At 75.0% G+C, this 15,400-nt stretch carries 13 protein-coding genes; 5 read left to right on the plus strand and 8 right to left on the minus strand.

Translation table 11 applies throughout. The annotated features are described in order from the left end of the window. Nucleotides 1-69: 69 nt before the first annotated feature. Nucleotides 70-3,129, minus strand: a complete 3,060-nt coding sequence (locus tag ACFVN3_RS19405) for a UPF0182 family protein (protein WP_378234627.1) — start codon at nucleotides 3,127-3,129, stop codon at nucleotides 70-72. Nucleotides 3,130-3,286: 157 nt separating this feature from the next. On the opposite strand from ACFVN3_RS19405, the gene ACFVN3_RS19410 reads away from it, so the two are divergent. Continuing rightward, the gene (locus ACFVN3_RS19410; protein ID WP_378234628.1) at nucleotides 3,287-3,892 is read left to right on the plus strand and encodes a PPA1309 family protein; all 606 of its coding nucleotides are present in this window, start codon (nucleotides 3,287-3,289) and stop codon (nucleotides 3,890-3,892) included. A 15-nt stretch (nucleotides 3,893-3,907) separates the two neighbouring features. Here the strand turns inward: ACFVN3_RS19410 and ACFVN3_RS19415 are convergent, their stop codons facing one another. Beyond that, the gene (locus ACFVN3_RS19415) at nucleotides 3,908-5,014 is read right to left on the minus strand and encodes a PDZ domain-containing protein (RefSeq protein WP_378234629.1); all 1,107 of its coding nucleotides are present in this window, start codon (nucleotides 5,012-5,014) and stop codon (nucleotides 3,908-3,910) included. A gap of 80 nt (nucleotides 5,015-5,094) precedes the next feature. Continuing rightward, the gene (locus tag ACFVN3_RS19420) at nucleotides 5,095-6,237 is read right to left on the minus strand and encodes an NAD-dependent epimerase/dehydratase family protein (RefSeq protein WP_378234630.1); all 1,143 of its coding nucleotides are present in this window, start codon (nucleotides 6,235-6,237) and stop codon (nucleotides 5,095-5,097) included. A 69-nt stretch (nucleotides 6,238-6,306) separates the two neighbouring features. Between ACFVN3_RS19420 and ACFVN3_RS19425 the strand changes: the two genes are divergently transcribed. Continuing rightward, nucleotides 6,307-7,839 carry a zinc-dependent metalloprotease gene (locus ACFVN3_RS19425; protein WP_378234631.1) on the plus strand — a complete coding sequence of 511 codons (1,533 nt, stop codon included), beginning with the start codon at nucleotides 6,307-6,309 and terminating at the stop codon, nucleotides 7,837-7,839. 19 nt (nucleotides 7,840-7,858) lie between these two features. Here ACFVN3_RS19425 and ACFVN3_RS19430 read toward each other — a convergent pair whose 3' ends face one another. Beyond that, nucleotides 7,859-8,449: a M48 family metallopeptidase gene (locus ACFVN3_RS19430; RefSeq protein WP_378234643.1), complete on the minus strand. Its 591-nt coding sequence runs from the start codon at nucleotides 8,447-8,449 to the stop codon at nucleotides 7,859-7,861. A gap of 243 nt (nucleotides 8,450-8,692) precedes the next feature. Between ACFVN3_RS19430 and ACFVN3_RS19435 the strand changes: the two genes are divergently transcribed. After that, nucleotides 8,693-9,799 carry a ThiF family adenylyltransferase gene (locus ACFVN3_RS19435; RefSeq protein WP_378234632.1) on the plus strand — a complete coding sequence of 369 codons (1,107 nt, stop codon included), beginning with the start codon at nucleotides 8,693-8,695 and terminating at the stop codon, nucleotides 9,797-9,799. Here the strand turns inward: ACFVN3_RS19435 and ACFVN3_RS19440 are convergent. The 3 genes from ACFVN3_RS19440 to ACFVN3_RS19450 form a co-directional block, all read right to left on the minus strand. Beyond that, nucleotides 9,773-10,210, minus strand: coding sequence for a WhiB family transcriptional regulator (locus tag ACFVN3_RS19440; RefSeq protein WP_082918948.1), 438 nt, complete (start codon nucleotides 10,208-10,210; stop codon nucleotides 9,773-9,775). The genes ACFVN3_RS19435 and ACFVN3_RS19440 overlap by 27 nt on opposite strands. A gap of 180 nt (nucleotides 10,211-10,390) precedes the next feature. Continuing rightward, nucleotides 10,391-10,546: a hypothetical protein gene (locus ACFVN3_RS19445; RefSeq protein ID WP_156532979.1), complete on the minus strand. Its 156-nt coding sequence runs from the start codon at nucleotides 10,544-10,546 to the stop codon at nucleotides 10,391-10,393. A 166-nt stretch (nucleotides 10,547-10,712) separates the two neighbouring features. Further along, a complete protein-coding gene (locus ACFVN3_RS19450; protein WP_378234634.1) occupies nucleotides 10,713-12,767 on the minus strand; it encodes an ATP-dependent DNA helicase UvrD2 in 2,055 nt (684 codons plus the stop codon). A gap of 228 nt (nucleotides 12,768-12,995) precedes the next feature. Here ACFVN3_RS19450 and ACFVN3_RS19455 point away from each other — a divergent pair, with 228 nt between their 5' ends. Beyond that, the gene (locus tag ACFVN3_RS19455) at nucleotides 12,996-13,262 is read left to right on the plus strand and encodes a mycoredoxin (RefSeq protein WP_053369708.1); all 267 of its coding nucleotides are present in this window, start codon (nucleotides 12,996-12,998) and stop codon (nucleotides 13,260-13,262) included. An 82-nt stretch (nucleotides 13,263-13,344) separates the two neighbouring features. Here the strand turns inward: ACFVN3_RS19455 and nudC are convergent, their stop codons facing one another. Further along, on the minus strand, nucleotides 13,345-14,379 hold the full coding sequence (nudC, locus tag ACFVN3_RS19460; RefSeq protein ID WP_378234635.1) for an NAD(+) diphosphatase: 1,035 nt from the start codon (nucleotides 14,377-14,379) through the stop codon (nucleotides 13,345-13,347). 71 nt (nucleotides 14,380-14,450) lie between these two features. On the opposite strand from nudC, the gene ACFVN3_RS19465 reads away from it, so the two are divergent. Beyond that, nucleotides 14,451-15,371: a phosphotransferase gene (locus ACFVN3_RS19465; protein ID WP_378234636.1), complete on the plus strand. Its 921-nt coding sequence runs from the start codon at nucleotides 14,451-14,453 to the stop codon at nucleotides 15,369-15,371. Nucleotides 15,372-15,400 lie beyond the last annotated feature (29 nt).

Raw genomic sequence — 15,400 nt, forward strand, 5'->3', positions numbered from 1 at the left:
GCCCGACGGGCGGGGACACCCGCTGGTGTCCCCGCCCGTCGGCGGTGTGCGCTCGTCCTACCGCGGCCGTCAGCCGGCCGAGGACTCCGTGTCGAGCGACTGCTCCGCAGCGAGCGCCGCCTCGAGCGCCTGCTGGAGCCGGTCCTGCGCTTCGCCGTAGGCGGCGAAGTCGCCCTCGGCGAGTGCCGCCTGGCCGTCCTCGATCGCCTGCTGCGCCTGGCGCAGCGCCTGGTCGAGCTCGGCGCGGGCACCGCCGTCGACCGTGCCGCCGTCGGCCGGCGGCGCCGGCTCCTCGGTGGCCGGCGGCTCGGTGCCGGGGTCCGTCGTCCCGGGGTCGGTCGTCCCCGGGTCGGTGGTCTCGCCGTCGGCCGGCTGGTCCGGGACCTCGGTCTCGACCCCGCCGTCGGCGTCGCCCGCGTTCGCGCCCGAGTCGCCGCCGAACACCTGGTCGAGCGCCTCGTCGAGCGTGTCGGCGAAGCCGATCTCGTCGCCGAAGGACACGAGCACCTTGCGCAGCAGCGGGAACCGCGTGCCCTCCGTGGACTGCACGTAGACCGGCTGGACGTAGAGCAGCCCGCCGCCCACCGGGAGCGTGAGGAGGTTGCCGTTGATGACCGTCGAGTCACCACGACGCAGCGCGAGGAGGCCGTCCGCGGCGGTCGGGTCGGTGTTGAAGTTGTTCTGCACCTGGCCCGGTCCGGGGACCGTCGCGTTGCGCGGCAGCTCGAGGAGCCGCAGCGTGCCGTAGTCCTCCGACCGCACGCCCGCCTCGTTGCCCGGCTCCGCGTCGACCGCGAGGAACCCGGTGAGGATGTTGCGGTCCGAGCCACCGCCCGGGATGTACGTCGACATGAGCGAGAACGTCGGCGCCTCCTGGCTCGGCATCTGCAGCGTGAGGTAGTACGGCGGCTGCAGCGGCTTGACCTGCCCGCTCGCCGTCGGGTCCTCGGGGCTGCGCCAGAAGTCCTGACCCGAGAAGAACTCGTTCGCGTCGTCCACGTGGTAGCTCGCGAGCAGCGTGCGCTGCACCTTGAACAGGTCCTCGGGGTAGCGCAGGTGGCTCATGAGGTCGCCGGAGATCTCCGAGATCGGCTGGACCGAGCTCGGGAAGACCTGGCTCCACGCCTGGAGGACCGGGTCCTCGGTGTCCCACGCGTACAGATCGACGGAGCCGTCGTACGCGTCCACGGTCGCCTTGACCGAGTTGCGGATGTAGTTCACCTGCTGCGGCGCGAGCGCCTCGACGGAGTTCGCCGCGACGAGCGAGTCGCGCGTCGAGTCCTCGAGCGACTCGGACGTCGAGTACGGGTACGCGTTCGACGTCGTGTAGCCGTCCACGATCCACTTCACGCGACCGTCGACCACCGCCGGGTACACGCGCCCGTCGAGCGTCAGGTACGGCGCGACCTTCGCGACACGGTCGCGCGGGCTGCGGTCGTAGAGGATCTGCGACTCCTCGGTGACGCGGTCGGAGAAGAGGATCTGCTCGGAGCCGAACTTCAGCGCGTACAGCACCTTGTTCATGAACGACCCGACGCTCGGGCCGCCCTCGATCTCCTGCGTCGGGAACGTGTTGTTGACCTGGCCGCCCTCGTCGTCGACGGGGTAGTCGAGCTCCCACGCGTCACGCCCCTCGGGAGCGCCGACGATCGAGTACTGCGGCGCCTCCGGCGAGAAGTAGATGCGCGGCTCGTAGCCGCCCGCGTCGGTGAACGCGCCGGTCGACGGGATCGAGCCCTCGTAGAACGCGGGACGCCCGTCGGGCCCGATCTGGTTGCCGTACGCGGCGACGACGCCGAACCCGTGCGTGTAGACCGTGTGGTCGTTGACCCAGTTGCGCTGGTCGGCGCCCAGGCCGTCCTGGTTGAGCTCGCGCACCGCGATGACGGTGTCGCGGCTCTCGTCCTCGATCGTGTACCGGTCGACCGACAGCGACGGCGAGAACTGGTAGTACTGCTTGTTCTGCTGGAGCTGGCTGAACGACGGGCTGACGATCTCCGGGTCGAGCAGGCGGATCGAGGCCGTCGTGTCGGCGTCCTCGCGCAGCGCGCCGGCCTCCGCCTCCGTCTTCGCGTTGTAGGGCTCGGTCTGGACGTCGTCGATCCCGTAGGCGGCCTTCGTCGCGTCGATGTTGCGCTGGATGTACTCCTCCTCGAAGTCCTGCGCGTTCGGCGTGACCTGGAAGCGCTGGACGACGCTCGGGTAGATGCCGCCGATGGCGATGGCCGAGACGACCATGAGACCCACGCCGATCGCGGGGAGGCGCCAGTTGCCGCGCACCGCCGTGACGACGAAGAGCGCCGCGACGAACAGCGCGACGAGCGTGAGGATCGCCTTGGACGGGATGACGGCGTGCACGTCGGCGTAGGACGCGCCGTCGAACTTCGCGCCGCCCGAGGTGAGGATCGAGTACCGGTCGAGCCAGTAGTTGGCCCCGATGAGGACCAGGAGGAGCGCGGCGGTCACCGAGAGCTGGACGCGCGCGGCCGTCGTGGTGCGCGGGCCCGCGTCGGAGCCGCCGCCGATGCGCAGCCCGCCGTACAGGTAGTGCGTCGCGACCGCGGCGATGCCCGCGATGATGACGACGGCCATGAGGAAGCTCACGACGAACCGCAGCGCCGGCAGCGTGAAGACGTAGAACGACAGGTCGATGCCCCACTGCGGGTCCGTCGTGCCGAACGGCACCGAGTTCAGCGCCAGCAGGACGGTCTGCCACTGCGACGCCGCCGCCGCGCCGGCGAAGAAGCCGACGAGGGCGGGCGCCACGATCATGACGACCTTGCGCAGCGGCTCGATCGCCTCGCGGTACTGGTCGAGCGTCGCCTGCTCGGGCGTCGACGGCGCGTAGATCGGCCGTGACCGGTACGCGAGGGAGAACGACAGGAAGACGAGCCCGCCCATGACGAGGAACCCGCCGACGAACAGGGCGATGCGCGCGCCCCACTGCGTCCACAGGACGTTCGCGAAGTCGAGCTGCCGGAACCACAGCACCTCGGTCCAGAACTGGGCGAGCAGGAGCAGGAGGACCACGAGGGCGCCGACGACGGCGATCGCGATCCCGATCGGGCTCCGGCGCCGGGCGGGCCGCGCCCCGGAGGACGGCCGGCGGGGCGCTGCGGCGAATGACACGGTGGGTATACCTCTTCGGTCGTGGCTCGGGCGTGCACCGGGGTCAACGCCCGGTCCTCCCCCAAGGTTCCCACGGTCTGCGGCCTCGTGGGGGACGTCACGACCGGGTCACCGCCCGTCCACCGCCGGTCGGCGCGCGATGGGAGACCATGGGGGCATGCCCCAGCCTGACGACGCCGCCACCTCCACCCCCGCACCCGGCACCGACCCGGTCGCGCCCGGCGGCCCGACGCCGCAGCACGCGCTCGCGCTCGCCGTCCACGAGATCGAGGCGCACGCCGCGGACGCCGGCTGGGACGCCCCGCCGCGGCTCTTCGCGCTCGTCGCGACGGCCGGGGCGCTCGCCGCCGACCCGACGCTCGCGGACCGCCTGCCGCCCGACGTCGTCGCGGCGGCCACGGCGGACCCGCACCACCTGCTGTCGATCGAGCAGGAGGGCTTCGCCGTGGACGGCGACCTCGAGGACGGGCTCGCGCGCGTCGCCTGGCCCACGACGGTCGACGGCGCCGCGCTCGTGGTCGAGCGGATCGTCCTGCCCCCGGCTGCCGAGGAGGGCGTGCCCGACGACCCCGACGCGGCGCTCGACTACCTCACGTCCCACCCCGACCGGCAGGATGTGCGCCTCGCCGTCGGCGTGCTCCGCGACGGTCCCACCTGGTGCGCCGTCCGGTCGCGCGCGCACGACGCGGCCACCGACGTCGCGGGCGGCCCCGACCTCGTCCCCGGCCTCGTCACCGCGCTGCGCGCGACGCTCGAGGACTGACGCGAGCGGCCGTCGTCAGCGCGCCTCGCACGTCGCGAGCGAGTCGCCCTCGCCCGCGCCGATCGCCTCCATGGCTGCGCGGGCGTCGGCCAGCGTCGAGACCGCGGCGACGTGGAGGCCGTCCGGGACGTTGCCCACGACCTCCGGGCAGTTGGCCTGCGGCGCGAGGAACCACGTGGCCCCGTCGCGCAGGGCGCCGTACAGCTTCTGCTGGATGCCGCCGATCGGGCCGACGTCGCCCTCGACGCTCATGGTGCCCGTCCCCGCGATGACGACACCGTTCGCCTCGTCCTCGGGCGTGAGCTGGTCGACGATGCCGAGCGCGAACATCGTGCCCGCGCTCGGGCCACCGATGTCCTCGATCTGGATCGACACGTCGACCGGGAAGTCGAACGTCGGGTCGATGAACACCCCGAGCAGCGCGGTGTCGCCGCCGTCCGTCGTCGTCACCGTGAGGTCGGTCTCGGCGCCGTCCCGCAGGACGCCGAGCGTCACGTCGGCGCCGGGGTCGACCGCCTCGAGGCCGTCGATGAGGTCCTGGTACGTCGGGACCGGCGCGCCGTCGAGCGCGACGATGACGTCGCCCGGCTGGACGACACCGTCCGACCCGCTGTCCGGGACCGCGGCCTCCACCGTGAGCGTGGCCGGCACCTCGTACCCGAGCTCGGTGAGCGCCGCGACCGTGGCGTTCTCCTGCGAGGAGATCATCTCGGCCTGGCCCTGCTGCTCGGTCTCCTCCTTGGTGCGGCCGGTCGGGAACACCTCCTCGACGGGGCGCACGCTGCGCGAGCGGTCGAACCAGCCCTGCACGACCTGGGCGAGGTTGACGGGGTAGCCCGGGCCGCCCGCGACGGAGACGGTGGTCAGGCGCAGCTCGCCCGTCGAGTCGAAGGTCTCGGCGCCCGTGATGGAGATCAGCGGCGTGCCGCCCTGCTCGCCGAGCGTGTCCTCCGTCGGCCCCGGCGACCGCACCGCGTAGGGCGCGGGCAGGATCGCCAGGCCCGCGACGAGCAGCGTCGTCGCGAGCAGCGAGATGCCGAACGTCAGGGACCGGCGGGTCACGGGCGGCGGGTCGTGCTCGTCCTCGGCGAGGAGGGCGTCGAAGGAGGGGGCGTCGCTCACCGGGACATCATCCCCGAGGATGCTGGGATCTCCCTGCCGACCGCGCCCGCGTTCCCCGACCTGCCGGCGTCGGCCGACGGTCAGGGGCGTCGCGACCGCGCCTGCCGCCACACGGCCGCGGTCCCGAGCACCGCCACGGCCGCTCCCGCGGCACCGAGGGCCGCGGCGTCACGACCGCCGAACCGCAGTCCCGCGACGCCCACCCGGCCGCGCACCTCCGCGAGCAGCACCTCCAGCGCCGCGGCGCCCGACCACGTCGGCGACCACCCGGCGCCGTGCAGGCGCCCGGCCGAGACCGACCACGGGTGCACGACGAACGCCAGGTCGCTCGCCGGGGACGGCAGCACCCCGACCCGGTGCAGCCGCTCGGCCGCGCCGAACGCGGTCGCCGACGGGAGCTGGACCGTGCGCAGCCCGGCCGCCGCGGCCACCGTCTCGGAGTCGAGCGCGTCGGGCAGCGCGTCCCGCAGCGGACCGGCCGTCAGCCCGCCGACGAGGCCGCCGTCGAGCGCGACACGGACCGCCGCGACGACGTCCTCGACGTGCACGAGGTGCCACGTCCGCTCCCCGCCGCGGACCGTGAGCAGGCGCGGGGCCTCGAAGTGCCGCGTGAGGAGCGTGTCGATCCCGGGTCCGACGACGACCACCGGCCGCACGAGCCCGAGCGGCACCCCGTGGAGCGCCTCGCGCAGCGCGTCCTCGAACGCGGCCACGTCCCCCGCGAAGCCGGGTCCGTCGTCGACGGCGACCGGGTCGTCGTCCTCGATCACCGCGCGACCCGGCGTCGCCCCGTGCACGGCGGCACTGGTCACCGCGACGACGTGCTCGATCCCCGCGGCGACCGCGGCCTCGCCCGCGCGCCGGCCGAGGAGCGCGAGCCGCGCGCGCTGCTCGGCGTCGGTCTTCGCGCGCGGCGCCCCGAACTCCCCCGCCGGGGCGACCACGACGAGCCGGCGCGCGCCGTCGGGCCACCCGTCCGCGTCCACGGGCGACGCCTCCGCGGCGCCCAGCCCGCGACGCACGGCGGCCGCGACCTGGCCGACGCCGACGACCACGACGGGGTCGCCCGGCGGCGTGACCGGCTCGCTCGTCGGAGCGTCCCCCGGGTCGGTCGTCGGGGCGTCCCCCGGGTCGGTCGTCGGGGCGTCCCCCGGGTCGCCCAGGGGCGGACCCCCGACGGCGACCGCGTCGCTGCGCCGTGAGCGAACCCGGCCCTCGGACATGGCCCAGCCCCCGTTCTCGGCGGTCGATCGTGGTTACGGTGATCACCGACGCTACCGTGAGGAGTCGCCATGAGCAGCCTTCCCCCCGACCGCACGCCCGGACCGGACGACGACACGCCCTTCGACCCGCGGTTCGAGGAGCTGCTCCGCTCGATGCTCGGACCCGACGCGGACGAGGCGCTGCGCGAGCTCCGTGCCCGCGGCCTCGACCCCCAGGCGCTCGCCGCCGGGGGCGCGGCGGACCCCCAGCTCTTCCAGCACGTCCTCGCGCAGGTCCAACGGCTGCTGTCGACGCCGAGCGACGGCCCGGTGAACACGGACGTCTCGCACGACGTCGCGCGCCAGGTCGCGGTCGCCGAGGGCGATCCCTCCGTCACGACGGCACAGCAGCGGGCCGTGACCGAGGCGCTGTCCGTCGCCGAGCTGTGGCTCGACGCCGTCACCGACCTCCCGCCGTCGGGCGGGCGCGCCCAGGCCTGGAGCCGGTCCGAGTGGGTCGAGCACACGCTCCCCGCGTGGAACGAGCTCGTCGCGCCCGTCGCGGCGTCCGTCGCCGACGCGCTCGCGACCGTCCTGCGTGACCAGCTCCCGGAGGGCCTCGGCGACGACCCGTCGGCGCTGCCCGGGGTCGGGTTCACGCTCCCGGGCCAGGTCCCCGGGATCCCCGCCGGCGCGCTCGGGCTGCCGGGCGACCCCGCGGCGCTCGTGCGGCGCCTCGGCGCGGCCGTCTTCGGCATGCAGGTGGGCCAGGCGGCAGGCACGCTGTCGCGCGAGGTCTTCGGGGCCACCGACGTGGGGCTGCCGCTGCTGGACCAGCCCGGGACGGTCCTCCTGCCCACGAACGTCGAGGCGTTCGCCGAGGGTCTGGACGCCCCCGCCGACGAGGTCCGCCTGTTCCTCGCGCTCCGCGAGGCGGCCCACGCGCGCCTCTTCACGCACGTGGCGTGGCTGCGCGGCCACCTGCGCGGCCTCGTCGACGCGTACGCACGCGGCATCACCATCGACCTGTCGGCGCTCGAGTCGCAGCTCTCCGACGTCGACCTCACCGACACGGACGCCCTCCAGCGCGCCCTGTCCGGCGGCGTCTTCGGGCTCCAGAACACTCCTGAGCAGCAGGCCACGCTCCTGCGGCTCGAGACGACGCTCGCGCTCGTCGAGGGGTGGGTCGACGAGGTGACGGCCACCGCCGCCCTCCCCCACCTGCCCCACGCGGTCCCGCTGCGCGAGATGCTGCGGCGCCGGCGCGCCGCGGGCGGCCCCGCCGAGCACACCTTCGCCACCCTGGTCGGCCTGGAGCTGCGTCCCCGGCGCTCGCGCGACGCGGCGGCGCTGTGGGCGCTCATCGCCGCCCAGTCCGGCGCGAGCGCGCGCGACGGCGTCTGGGACCACCCCGACCTCCTGCCCGACGCGACGGACCTCGACGACCCCGCGGGCTACGAGAGCCGGCGGGCCGTGACCCGCATCGGGGAGGCCGACGTCGACCGCGCGCTCGAGGAGATCTTCCGCGCCGCCGAGGGGACGGGGAGCGCGGAGCCCCCGACCGGGACGACGGACGACGCGACCGACGACGGGCCGACGGACGCGGGCGGCACCGCGCGCTGAGCCCTGGGCGTCCTGCCGCTCAGGGCGCTCCCGACGTCGCGTCGGCCGCGAGCCCGGCGTCCTCCACGGGGGCGCCGGGCTCGTCGCCGTCGGGCTCGAGGTCAGCGTCGCGCGCGAACGAGACGCCCTCCAGGAAGCCGCGCGCCCGGTCCGTCCGCGGGTAGGACTCGAGCAGCTTCCAGAACCCCGGGCCGTGGCCGGCGTGGAGCAGGTGGGCGAGCTCGTGGAGCAGCACGTAGTCGAGCACCCACGGCGGCATCCCCCGCACCCGGGTCGAGATGCGGATCGTCCCGTCGATGAGGGTGCACGACCCCCACCGCCGGTCCTGGTTCCCGGACCAGCGCACGCTCGTCGGGTGCGCGCGGCCGTCGAGGTACTTCTCGGACAGCTCGACCGCGCGACGCTCGAGCTCGTCGTCGGAGGGGCGTCGCCGCCGCTCGGAGTCGGCCAGGCGGTCGAGCATGCGCTGGACCCACTCGCGCTCCTGGGCGCGGGTGAAGCGCGCCGGGATCGCCACGACGGTGCGCTCGCCGTCGCGGTAGGCGCTCACCGTGCTCTTGCGTCGGCGGCTGCGCCGAACCTCCACGATCGTCTCCCGGACCACGCTCAGACCGTAGTGGTTCTGGCCACGAAAAGGCAGGGCCCCACGCCGCGTGCTGGGGAGTTCCGCGCCACCCGGTCGAGCGGACGTCGCAAGGAGCTGTGCTCTCGGTCAAGGAACCGCCCTCGAACCGTCGTCGAGGTCTGCCTGTGGACAACTCGGGTCGGGGGCCGTCGCCCTGTCACGCTGATCGTGGGCGTCCGACCGCGCCGCCCGCCCCGCGACCCCGGAGGACACGTGCAGCGACGACGCGTGCTGCGACCCGAGGCCCCGCTGCTGCGGCGCGCCCCGGGCGAAGTGCAGGTCGGCACCGACCCGCGCTGGTCGGTCCGGCTCACCGGGCTCGAGCCGGGTGAGGAGGAGTGGCTGCGCGCGCTCGCCGCGCCGTCGGCCCGGCGCGGCGAGGGCGTCGAGACCGGGACGCCGTCGCCCGGTCGCCGGGCGGCGCTCGTCCGGCTCCTCGAGGACGCGCACCTGCTCGTCCCCGCCCGCCGACGGCGCCCGGTGACGCCGGCCCCGGGGCACGGCGAGGCGGACGTGGGCGTGCTCTCGGCGCTGCGGCCCGACGGCGCCGGGCACCGCGTGCTCGCGACCCGCGCCCGGGCGACCGTCGCCGTCGTCGGGCTGGGGCGGGTCGGGGCCTCTCTCGCCGTGCACCTCGCGACGGCCGGGGTGGGCACGGTCGTCCTGGAGGACCGTGGCACGGTCCTCGCCACGGATGTCGGGGTGGGCGCGTACCGGCTGCGCGACGTCGGCACGCCCCGCGAGGCCGCGGTCCGTCGGCTCGTCGAGGAGGTGACCCCCGGCGTGGTCGTCACCGCGGGCGCGGACGCGCGCCCGTCGGCCGACGTCGCTGCGGCAGTGGGGCCGGCGAGCCTGCTGCCGGACGTCGTGGTCGTGGTCGAGCACGGCGCGGCGGACCCGGGACGGGTCGGGAGGATCGTGGGAGAGGGAGTGGCGCACCTGTCGGTCGTGGTGCGCGAGGCCGACGTCGTCGTCGGGCCGTTCGTCCGGCCGGGCATCGACCCGTGCCTGACGTGCGTGGACCTGCACCACGCGGACGCCGACCCGTGCTGGCCTCAGCTCGCGCGGCAGCTGCGCGCCCGTGCCGTGCGCGGGGTCGAGGAGTCGTCGCTCGCGGCGTCCGCGGCCGCGGTCGCGCTCGGTCAGGTCCTGGCAGCCCTGGACGGGCTGGTGCCCCGCGCAGCCACGGCCCGCATCGAGATTCCTGCTCCCGGTGCGGTGCCGCGGCTGCGCGAGACGGGTCGCCACCCGCGCTGCGGGTGCGACGAGCTGGCGCGCACGCCCCCGGACGGGGCGCCGCTCACCATGTCAGGCCGCCGTCGAGGCGCCGACTGACGCCCCGGCCTCGACGCGCCCGGCCTCCTGCGCCTGGCGCTCGGCCTCGCGGGCGAGCACCTCGGCCTTGCTCGGACGGCCGCGGCCGCGCTTGCGCGCGACGACGACACCGTCCACGAAGACCTCGCCGCCCCAGACGCCCCAGGGCTCGCGACGCTCGATCGCGCCGGCGAGGCAGCCCTCGACGAGGGGGCACGTGCGGCACAGGGCCTTGGCCTCCTCGACCTCGGCGGACCGCTCGGCGAACCAGAGCTCCGGGTCGTTGGTGCGGCAGGGCAGCAGACCCGCGAGGAGACGGTCGAACTCCGCGGAGTCCTTCTCGCCGAGGGGCGTGGCCAGCGGTTGGTGGGGGACCCAGGGGCCGGATCCGCCCTGGGCAGTGATGTTGTCGAGCAGCGCGGTGAGCCGCACGATGTCCTCCAGTGATGTCCTGTCGTGGGTGTGAACGTCGTCGTCACAGGACCCGAGGACAGCGGTCCCCGTCGTAGGAGAGACGGGAGAGACCGGTGATCCTCATCGGCGGACGTGCTCTGGAGAACACGAAGGCCACGGGTCCGAGACGGACTCCGCGGCCTGGAAGGTTCTGGTCGGTCAGACCAGACGCGTCCTGGAGGCGGAGTCGGGAGCGGGGCGGGTGACGAAGGTGCCGCCGCGGTGCGCGGTTGCACGCGGACGGAGTCCTCCTGGCGTGCCCGTGTAGACGGACGCGTTATCCAGCAGGTTCGCCATGGCGATCTGGTTCTTCATCAGCTTTCCCACCCCCTCTCTCCGTTCGAGGCCCGCCTCCCGGCGCGCCCCTCTCCAACAGGACTCGTCGACCATATGTCGCGCGTCACGGGACGCACAACTTATTTACGGGATTTTCTTCGACGAGTTTCTCCGCCCCTCCTCGGAAGCCGGAAACGGCTCCCCGTCACCGCTCCGCGCGACCCACGATGTCCAGGATCGTCGCGCCGTACCGCTCGATCTTCGCAGGCCCGAGCCCGTCGATGCGGGCCAGCGCGGCCGTGCTGGTGGGCCGCGTCTCCGCGATCGCCGCGAGCGTCGTGTCCACGAGCACCGTGAACGCGGGCTTGTCGGTCTCCTGCGCGACCTGACGCCGCCACTCGCGCAGGCTCTCGAACAGCTCGCGGTCGTACTCCCCCGTCAGCCGCGGCCTCGCCTGCCTGGCGCGCGGACGACGCGTCCGCTGGGCTCCCTGCTCGTCGGGCCACAGCCCGTCGAGGAAGCGGGTCCGGCGGCGTGTCGCACGACCACCCGGGTTGCGCGACCGTGCGAACGACAGCTCGAGGTGCTCGCGAGCGCGCGTGATGCCCACGTAGAGCAGCCGCCGTTCCTCCGCGACCGCCTCGTCCGTCTCGGCGAGGGAGATCGGCATGAGCCCCTCGCTCGTGCCCGCGAGGAACACGGCGTCCCACTCGAGGCCCTTGGCCGCGTGCAGCGACGCGAGCGTCACGCCCTCCACCGTCGGTGCGTGCTGCGCGGCGGCGCGCTCGTCGAGCTCGGCCACGAACGTCGCGACCGTCGGCGCCGGCCCCTCGGCCGCCTGCGCGAGCGCCGCGACGTCGTCGGCGAGCGCGACGAGCGCCTGCGTGGACTCCCACCGCTCGCGCGCCGCCCCACGCGCGGCGGGAGGCTCCGGGGACCACCCGGCGGCGGCGAGGACGTCGCGCACCGTCTCCGGCATCGCGACGTCCGGGTCGGCAGACCGGGCGGCGCCGCGCAGGAGCACGATCGCGTCGCGCACCTCCTTGCGCTGGAAGAAGCGCTCGCCGCCCCGGACGAGGTAGCCGATGCCCGCGTCCGCGAGCGCCGACTCGAACGCCTCCGACTGCGCGTTGGTCCGGTACAGGACCGCGATCTCGCTCGCGCGGGTCCCCGCCGCGAGGAGACGCGAGATCCGCTGGGCGACGCCGATGGCCTCCGCCTCGTCGTCGTCGTACGCGGTGAACGCGACCGGCGGGCCGGCGGGCCGCTGGGCGACGAGCTCGAGCGCCTGGTGGGCACCGCCCGCGCGCCCGGCGCGCGCGAGGAGCTGGTTCGCGAGGTTCACGACCTGCGGCGTCGAGCGGTAGTCGCGCACGAGCCGGATGACCTGGGCGCCCGGGTGCGTGCGCGAGAACGTGAGGAGGTGGTGCGGCGTCGCGCCCGTGAACGAGTAGATCGTCTGCGACGGGTCCCCGACGACGCACAGCTCCTCACGCCCCCCGAGCCACTGGTCGAGGACGAACTGCTGGAGCGGGGAGACGTCCTGGTACTCGTCGACGACGAAGTGGCGGTACTGGCGCCGCACCTCGTCCGCGACCCCGCCCTGCGTCGAGAGCATGTCGCCCAGCATGAGGAGCACGTCCTCGAAGTCGATGACCGACCTCTCGGTCTTCACGTCCTCGTACGCCGTGATGAGGCGGGCGACCGTCTGGTGGTCGTAGCCGGCGGGAGGCTCGCGGTCGATCGCCTCGCACGCCCGGACGTAGTCGTCCGCCGTGACGAGGGAGACCTTGGCCCACTCGACCTCGGACGACAGGTCACGCACCGCGACACGGTCGACGCCGACCCCGAGGCGGCGTGCCGACTCGGCGACCACCGGGGCCTTGTGCTCGAGGATGCGCGGCGGCGCCCCGCCGACCACCTTGGGCCAGAAGTAGCCGAGCTGCCGCAGCGCCGCGGCGTGGAAAGTGCGCGCCTGGACACCCGTCGCGCCGAGCTCGCGCAGGCGGGTGCGCATCTCGCCCGCGGCCCGCGCCGTGAAGGTCACGGCGAGCACGCTCGTGGGGGCGTACACACCGGTGCGGACGCCGTAGGCGATGCGGTGCGTGATCGCGCGCGTCTTGCCCGTCCCCGCACCGGCGAGCACGCACACCGGACCGCGCAGCGCGACCGCGACGTCGCGCTGGTCGGGGTCGAGCGCGTCGAGGATCTCGTCGGCGGTGCGCAGGGACGGCGGACGTGAGACCGGTGGCGTGGACATCACCCGCGATTCTCGCAGGCGCCGGTGACACGCGGGTGCTCGCTGTCCCGGACGCGTCCGGAACAGCAGGCCTCGGCACGGAGGTTGCGCGGGAGGTGGCGCGGGAGGTGCGCGGGAGGTGCGCGGGCCGGGAGCCCCGGCGGGAACAGCGCGCCGGCCGCCGGTGTTACCGTCACGACCGATTGCCCGCGGCACGCGCCGCCCGGACCAGCACCTGGAGAGCCCTCGATGAGCACCGCCCCGACCCTTCCCGACGCCGGCTCGATCGTCATGTACTCGACGAGCTGGTGCGGGTACTGCCGCCGCCTCAAGACGCAGCTCGACTCCGAGGGCATCGGCTACACCGAGGTGAACATCGAGGAGACGCCCGGGACCGCGGAGTTCGTGGAGTCGGTCAACGGCGGCAACCAGACGGTCCCGACCGTCGTCTTCCCCGACGGCTCCGCCGCGACCAACCCGTCGCTCGCCGAGGTCAAGCAGCGCCTCGCCGCCTGATCCCGCCCCGTTCTGGGCATGAGATGGGCCTGGTCCGGACGTCCGAACCGGGCCCATCTCATGCCCACAACGTCTGGGCCGCTCAGGCGTCGGGGAGGCGGTCGCCGAACCAGTCCTCGACGAGCGAGCGGGCGATGGACGCACGGCCCGGGAGCAGCACGTCGCCGACGCGGACCGCGGCGGCGAGCTCGGGGCGCGTGAACCAGCGCGCGTCGGTGAGCTCGACGCCGTCGACGTGCAGCTCGGTCGTCAGCGCCCGCGCGGCGAACCCGAGCATGAGCGACGCCGGGAAGGGCCACGGCTGGCTCCCGCGGTAGGCGACCTCGCCGACGACGACGCCCGCCTCCTCCGCCACCTCGCGCCGGACCGCGCTCTCGAGCGACTCGCCCGGCTCGACGTACCCGGCGAGCGTCGAGAAGCGCCGCTCGGGCCAGTGCGCCGCGTGGCCGAGCAGCAGCCGCTCGTCGTCGCCCTCGCCGTGCACGACCGTCATGATCACCGCCGGGTCCGTGCGCGGGTACAGCTCCACGCCCTGCGCGACGCAGCGCCGCGTCCAGCCCCCGTTCTCGACCGTCGTGCGGCCCCCGCAGCGCGGGCACCGGGTGTGGCTCGCGTGCCACGCCGCGAGGGCGACGGCCTCGGTCGCGAGCCCCGCCAGCGGACCCTCGAGCCCGGTGACCAGCTCGCGCAGCCCCGACCACGACCGCTCGCGCGCGAGCACGGCGAACGGGTCGGAGGCGTCGACGCCCTCGATGTCGACCTCCTCCGCGTCGGCGTCGTCGGGCAGGACGAGCGCCACGTACGCGACACCGTCCCCCTCGCCGAGGAAGAGCCAGCGCGCCTGGTCCTCGTCGGCGGCGGCGCCGACGTCGGCCAGGGCCGCCGGGTCGAGCAGCGCGACACCGTCCGTCGGACCCGGCCCGGCGAGCGCGAGGCGTCCGCGGTGGACGAGGACGACGCGGGTCGTGGCCTCGCCGCGCAGCGTCCGCACGAGGTCGGGCTCGCCGCGGCGATGCGCCGCGCGGTCCAGGACCGCCGCGTCGAGCGGCAGCGGGAGGTCGCGGAGGGTGGTCCTGGGGAGCGTGCCCGACGACGGTCGGGCGGCGGGGGTGGTCACCCTCCGACCGTAGGCCACGCGACCGGCGTGGGTGCCCCGGGCGGCGGGCGGGGAGCGACTACCGTGGTCGGGTGCCTCGCTCACCGCTGACCCTCGCCGCGCTCGCGACCGCCGCCGTGCCGGGTCTCGACGCCCGCAGCGCGCTCGCCGTCGAGGACCCGGGCGACTACGACACCGCCGTCGTGACCGACGCCGACGGCGCCCGGTGGACGGTGCGTGCCCCGCGCAGCCTCCAGGCGGGGGCGGCGCTCGAGGCCGAGGCCGAGCTCCTGACGTCTCTCCAGCTCTACGCCGACACCGGCGTGCTGTCCTTCGCGGTGCCCCGCATCAGCGGCACCGCGCTCCTGCCCGAGGGCGGGCGCGCGGTCGTGCACCCGGCGCTCGACGGCACGACGCTCGACGTCGACGTGCTGCGCCCGGGGCCCGGGCTCGCCGCCGACCTCGGCCGCGTGCTCGCGTCGATCCACGAGCTGCCCCGCACGATCGTCGACGACGCCGGGCTGCCCGGGTACGACGTCGAGGAGTACCGCGCCCGGCGGATGGCGGAGCTCGACGAGGCCGCGGCGACCGGGAAGGTGCCGACGGCCCTCCTGCGCCGCTGGGAGACCGCGCTCGAGGACGTGTCCCTGTGGCGGTTCCAGCCGGTCGTCGTGCACGGTGACCTCGGCCCGGAGCAGGTCCTCGTCGCGCGCGGCCGCATCGTCGCGGTGACGGACTGGGCCAGCGCGCGCGTCGCGGACCCCGCGGACGACCTCGCGTGGCTGCTCGTCTCCGCGCCGCCCGAGGCGATCGACTCGATCATGGAGGCGTACCAGCTGCGCCGCACCGAGCTCACCGACAAGCACCTCGTGGACCGCGCGCTCCTCGTCGGCGAGCTCGCGCTCGCGCGCTGGCTCCTGCACGGTGTGCGGCACGGGCTCGACGACGTCGTCGCCGACGCGCTCGACATGCTCGCCGACCTCGACGACGCCACGCAGGACGCCGACGACTGACCCGCCCGACGCGGCCGGTCCCGGGCCGT

The organism is Cellulosimicrobium sp. NPDC057862 (assembly GCF_042797035.1).
Classification (GTDB): domain Bacteria; phylum Actinomycetota; class Actinomycetes; order Actinomycetales; family Cellulomonadaceae; genus Cellulosimicrobium.

Excerpts from the sequence above, each read along its gene's own strand:
- ACFVN3_RS19410 (WP_378234628.1), top strand. The coding sequence starts at position 3,287 with ATGCCCCAGCCTGACGACGCCGCCACCTCCACCCCCGCACCCGGCACC.
- ACFVN3_RS19420 (WP_378234630.1), bottom strand. The coding sequence starts at position 6,237 with ATGTCCGAGGGCCGGGTTCGCTCACGGCGCAGCGACGCGGTCGCCGTC.
- ACFVN3_RS19425 (WP_378234631.1), top strand. The coding sequence starts at position 6,307 with ATGAGCAGCCTTCCCCCCGACCGCACGCCCGGACCGGACGACGACACG.
- ACFVN3_RS19445 (WP_156532979.1), bottom strand. The coding sequence starts at position 10,546 with ATGAAGAACCAGATCGCCATGGCGAACCTGCTGGATAACGCGTCCGTC.
- ACFVN3_RS19450 (WP_378234634.1), bottom strand. The coding sequence starts at position 12,767 with ATGTCCACGCCACCGGTCTCACGTCCGCCGTCCCTGCGCACCGCCGAC.
- ACFVN3_RS19455 (WP_053369708.1), top strand. The coding sequence starts at position 12,996 with ATGAGCACCGCCCCGACCCTTCCCGACGCCGGCTCGATCGTCATGTAC.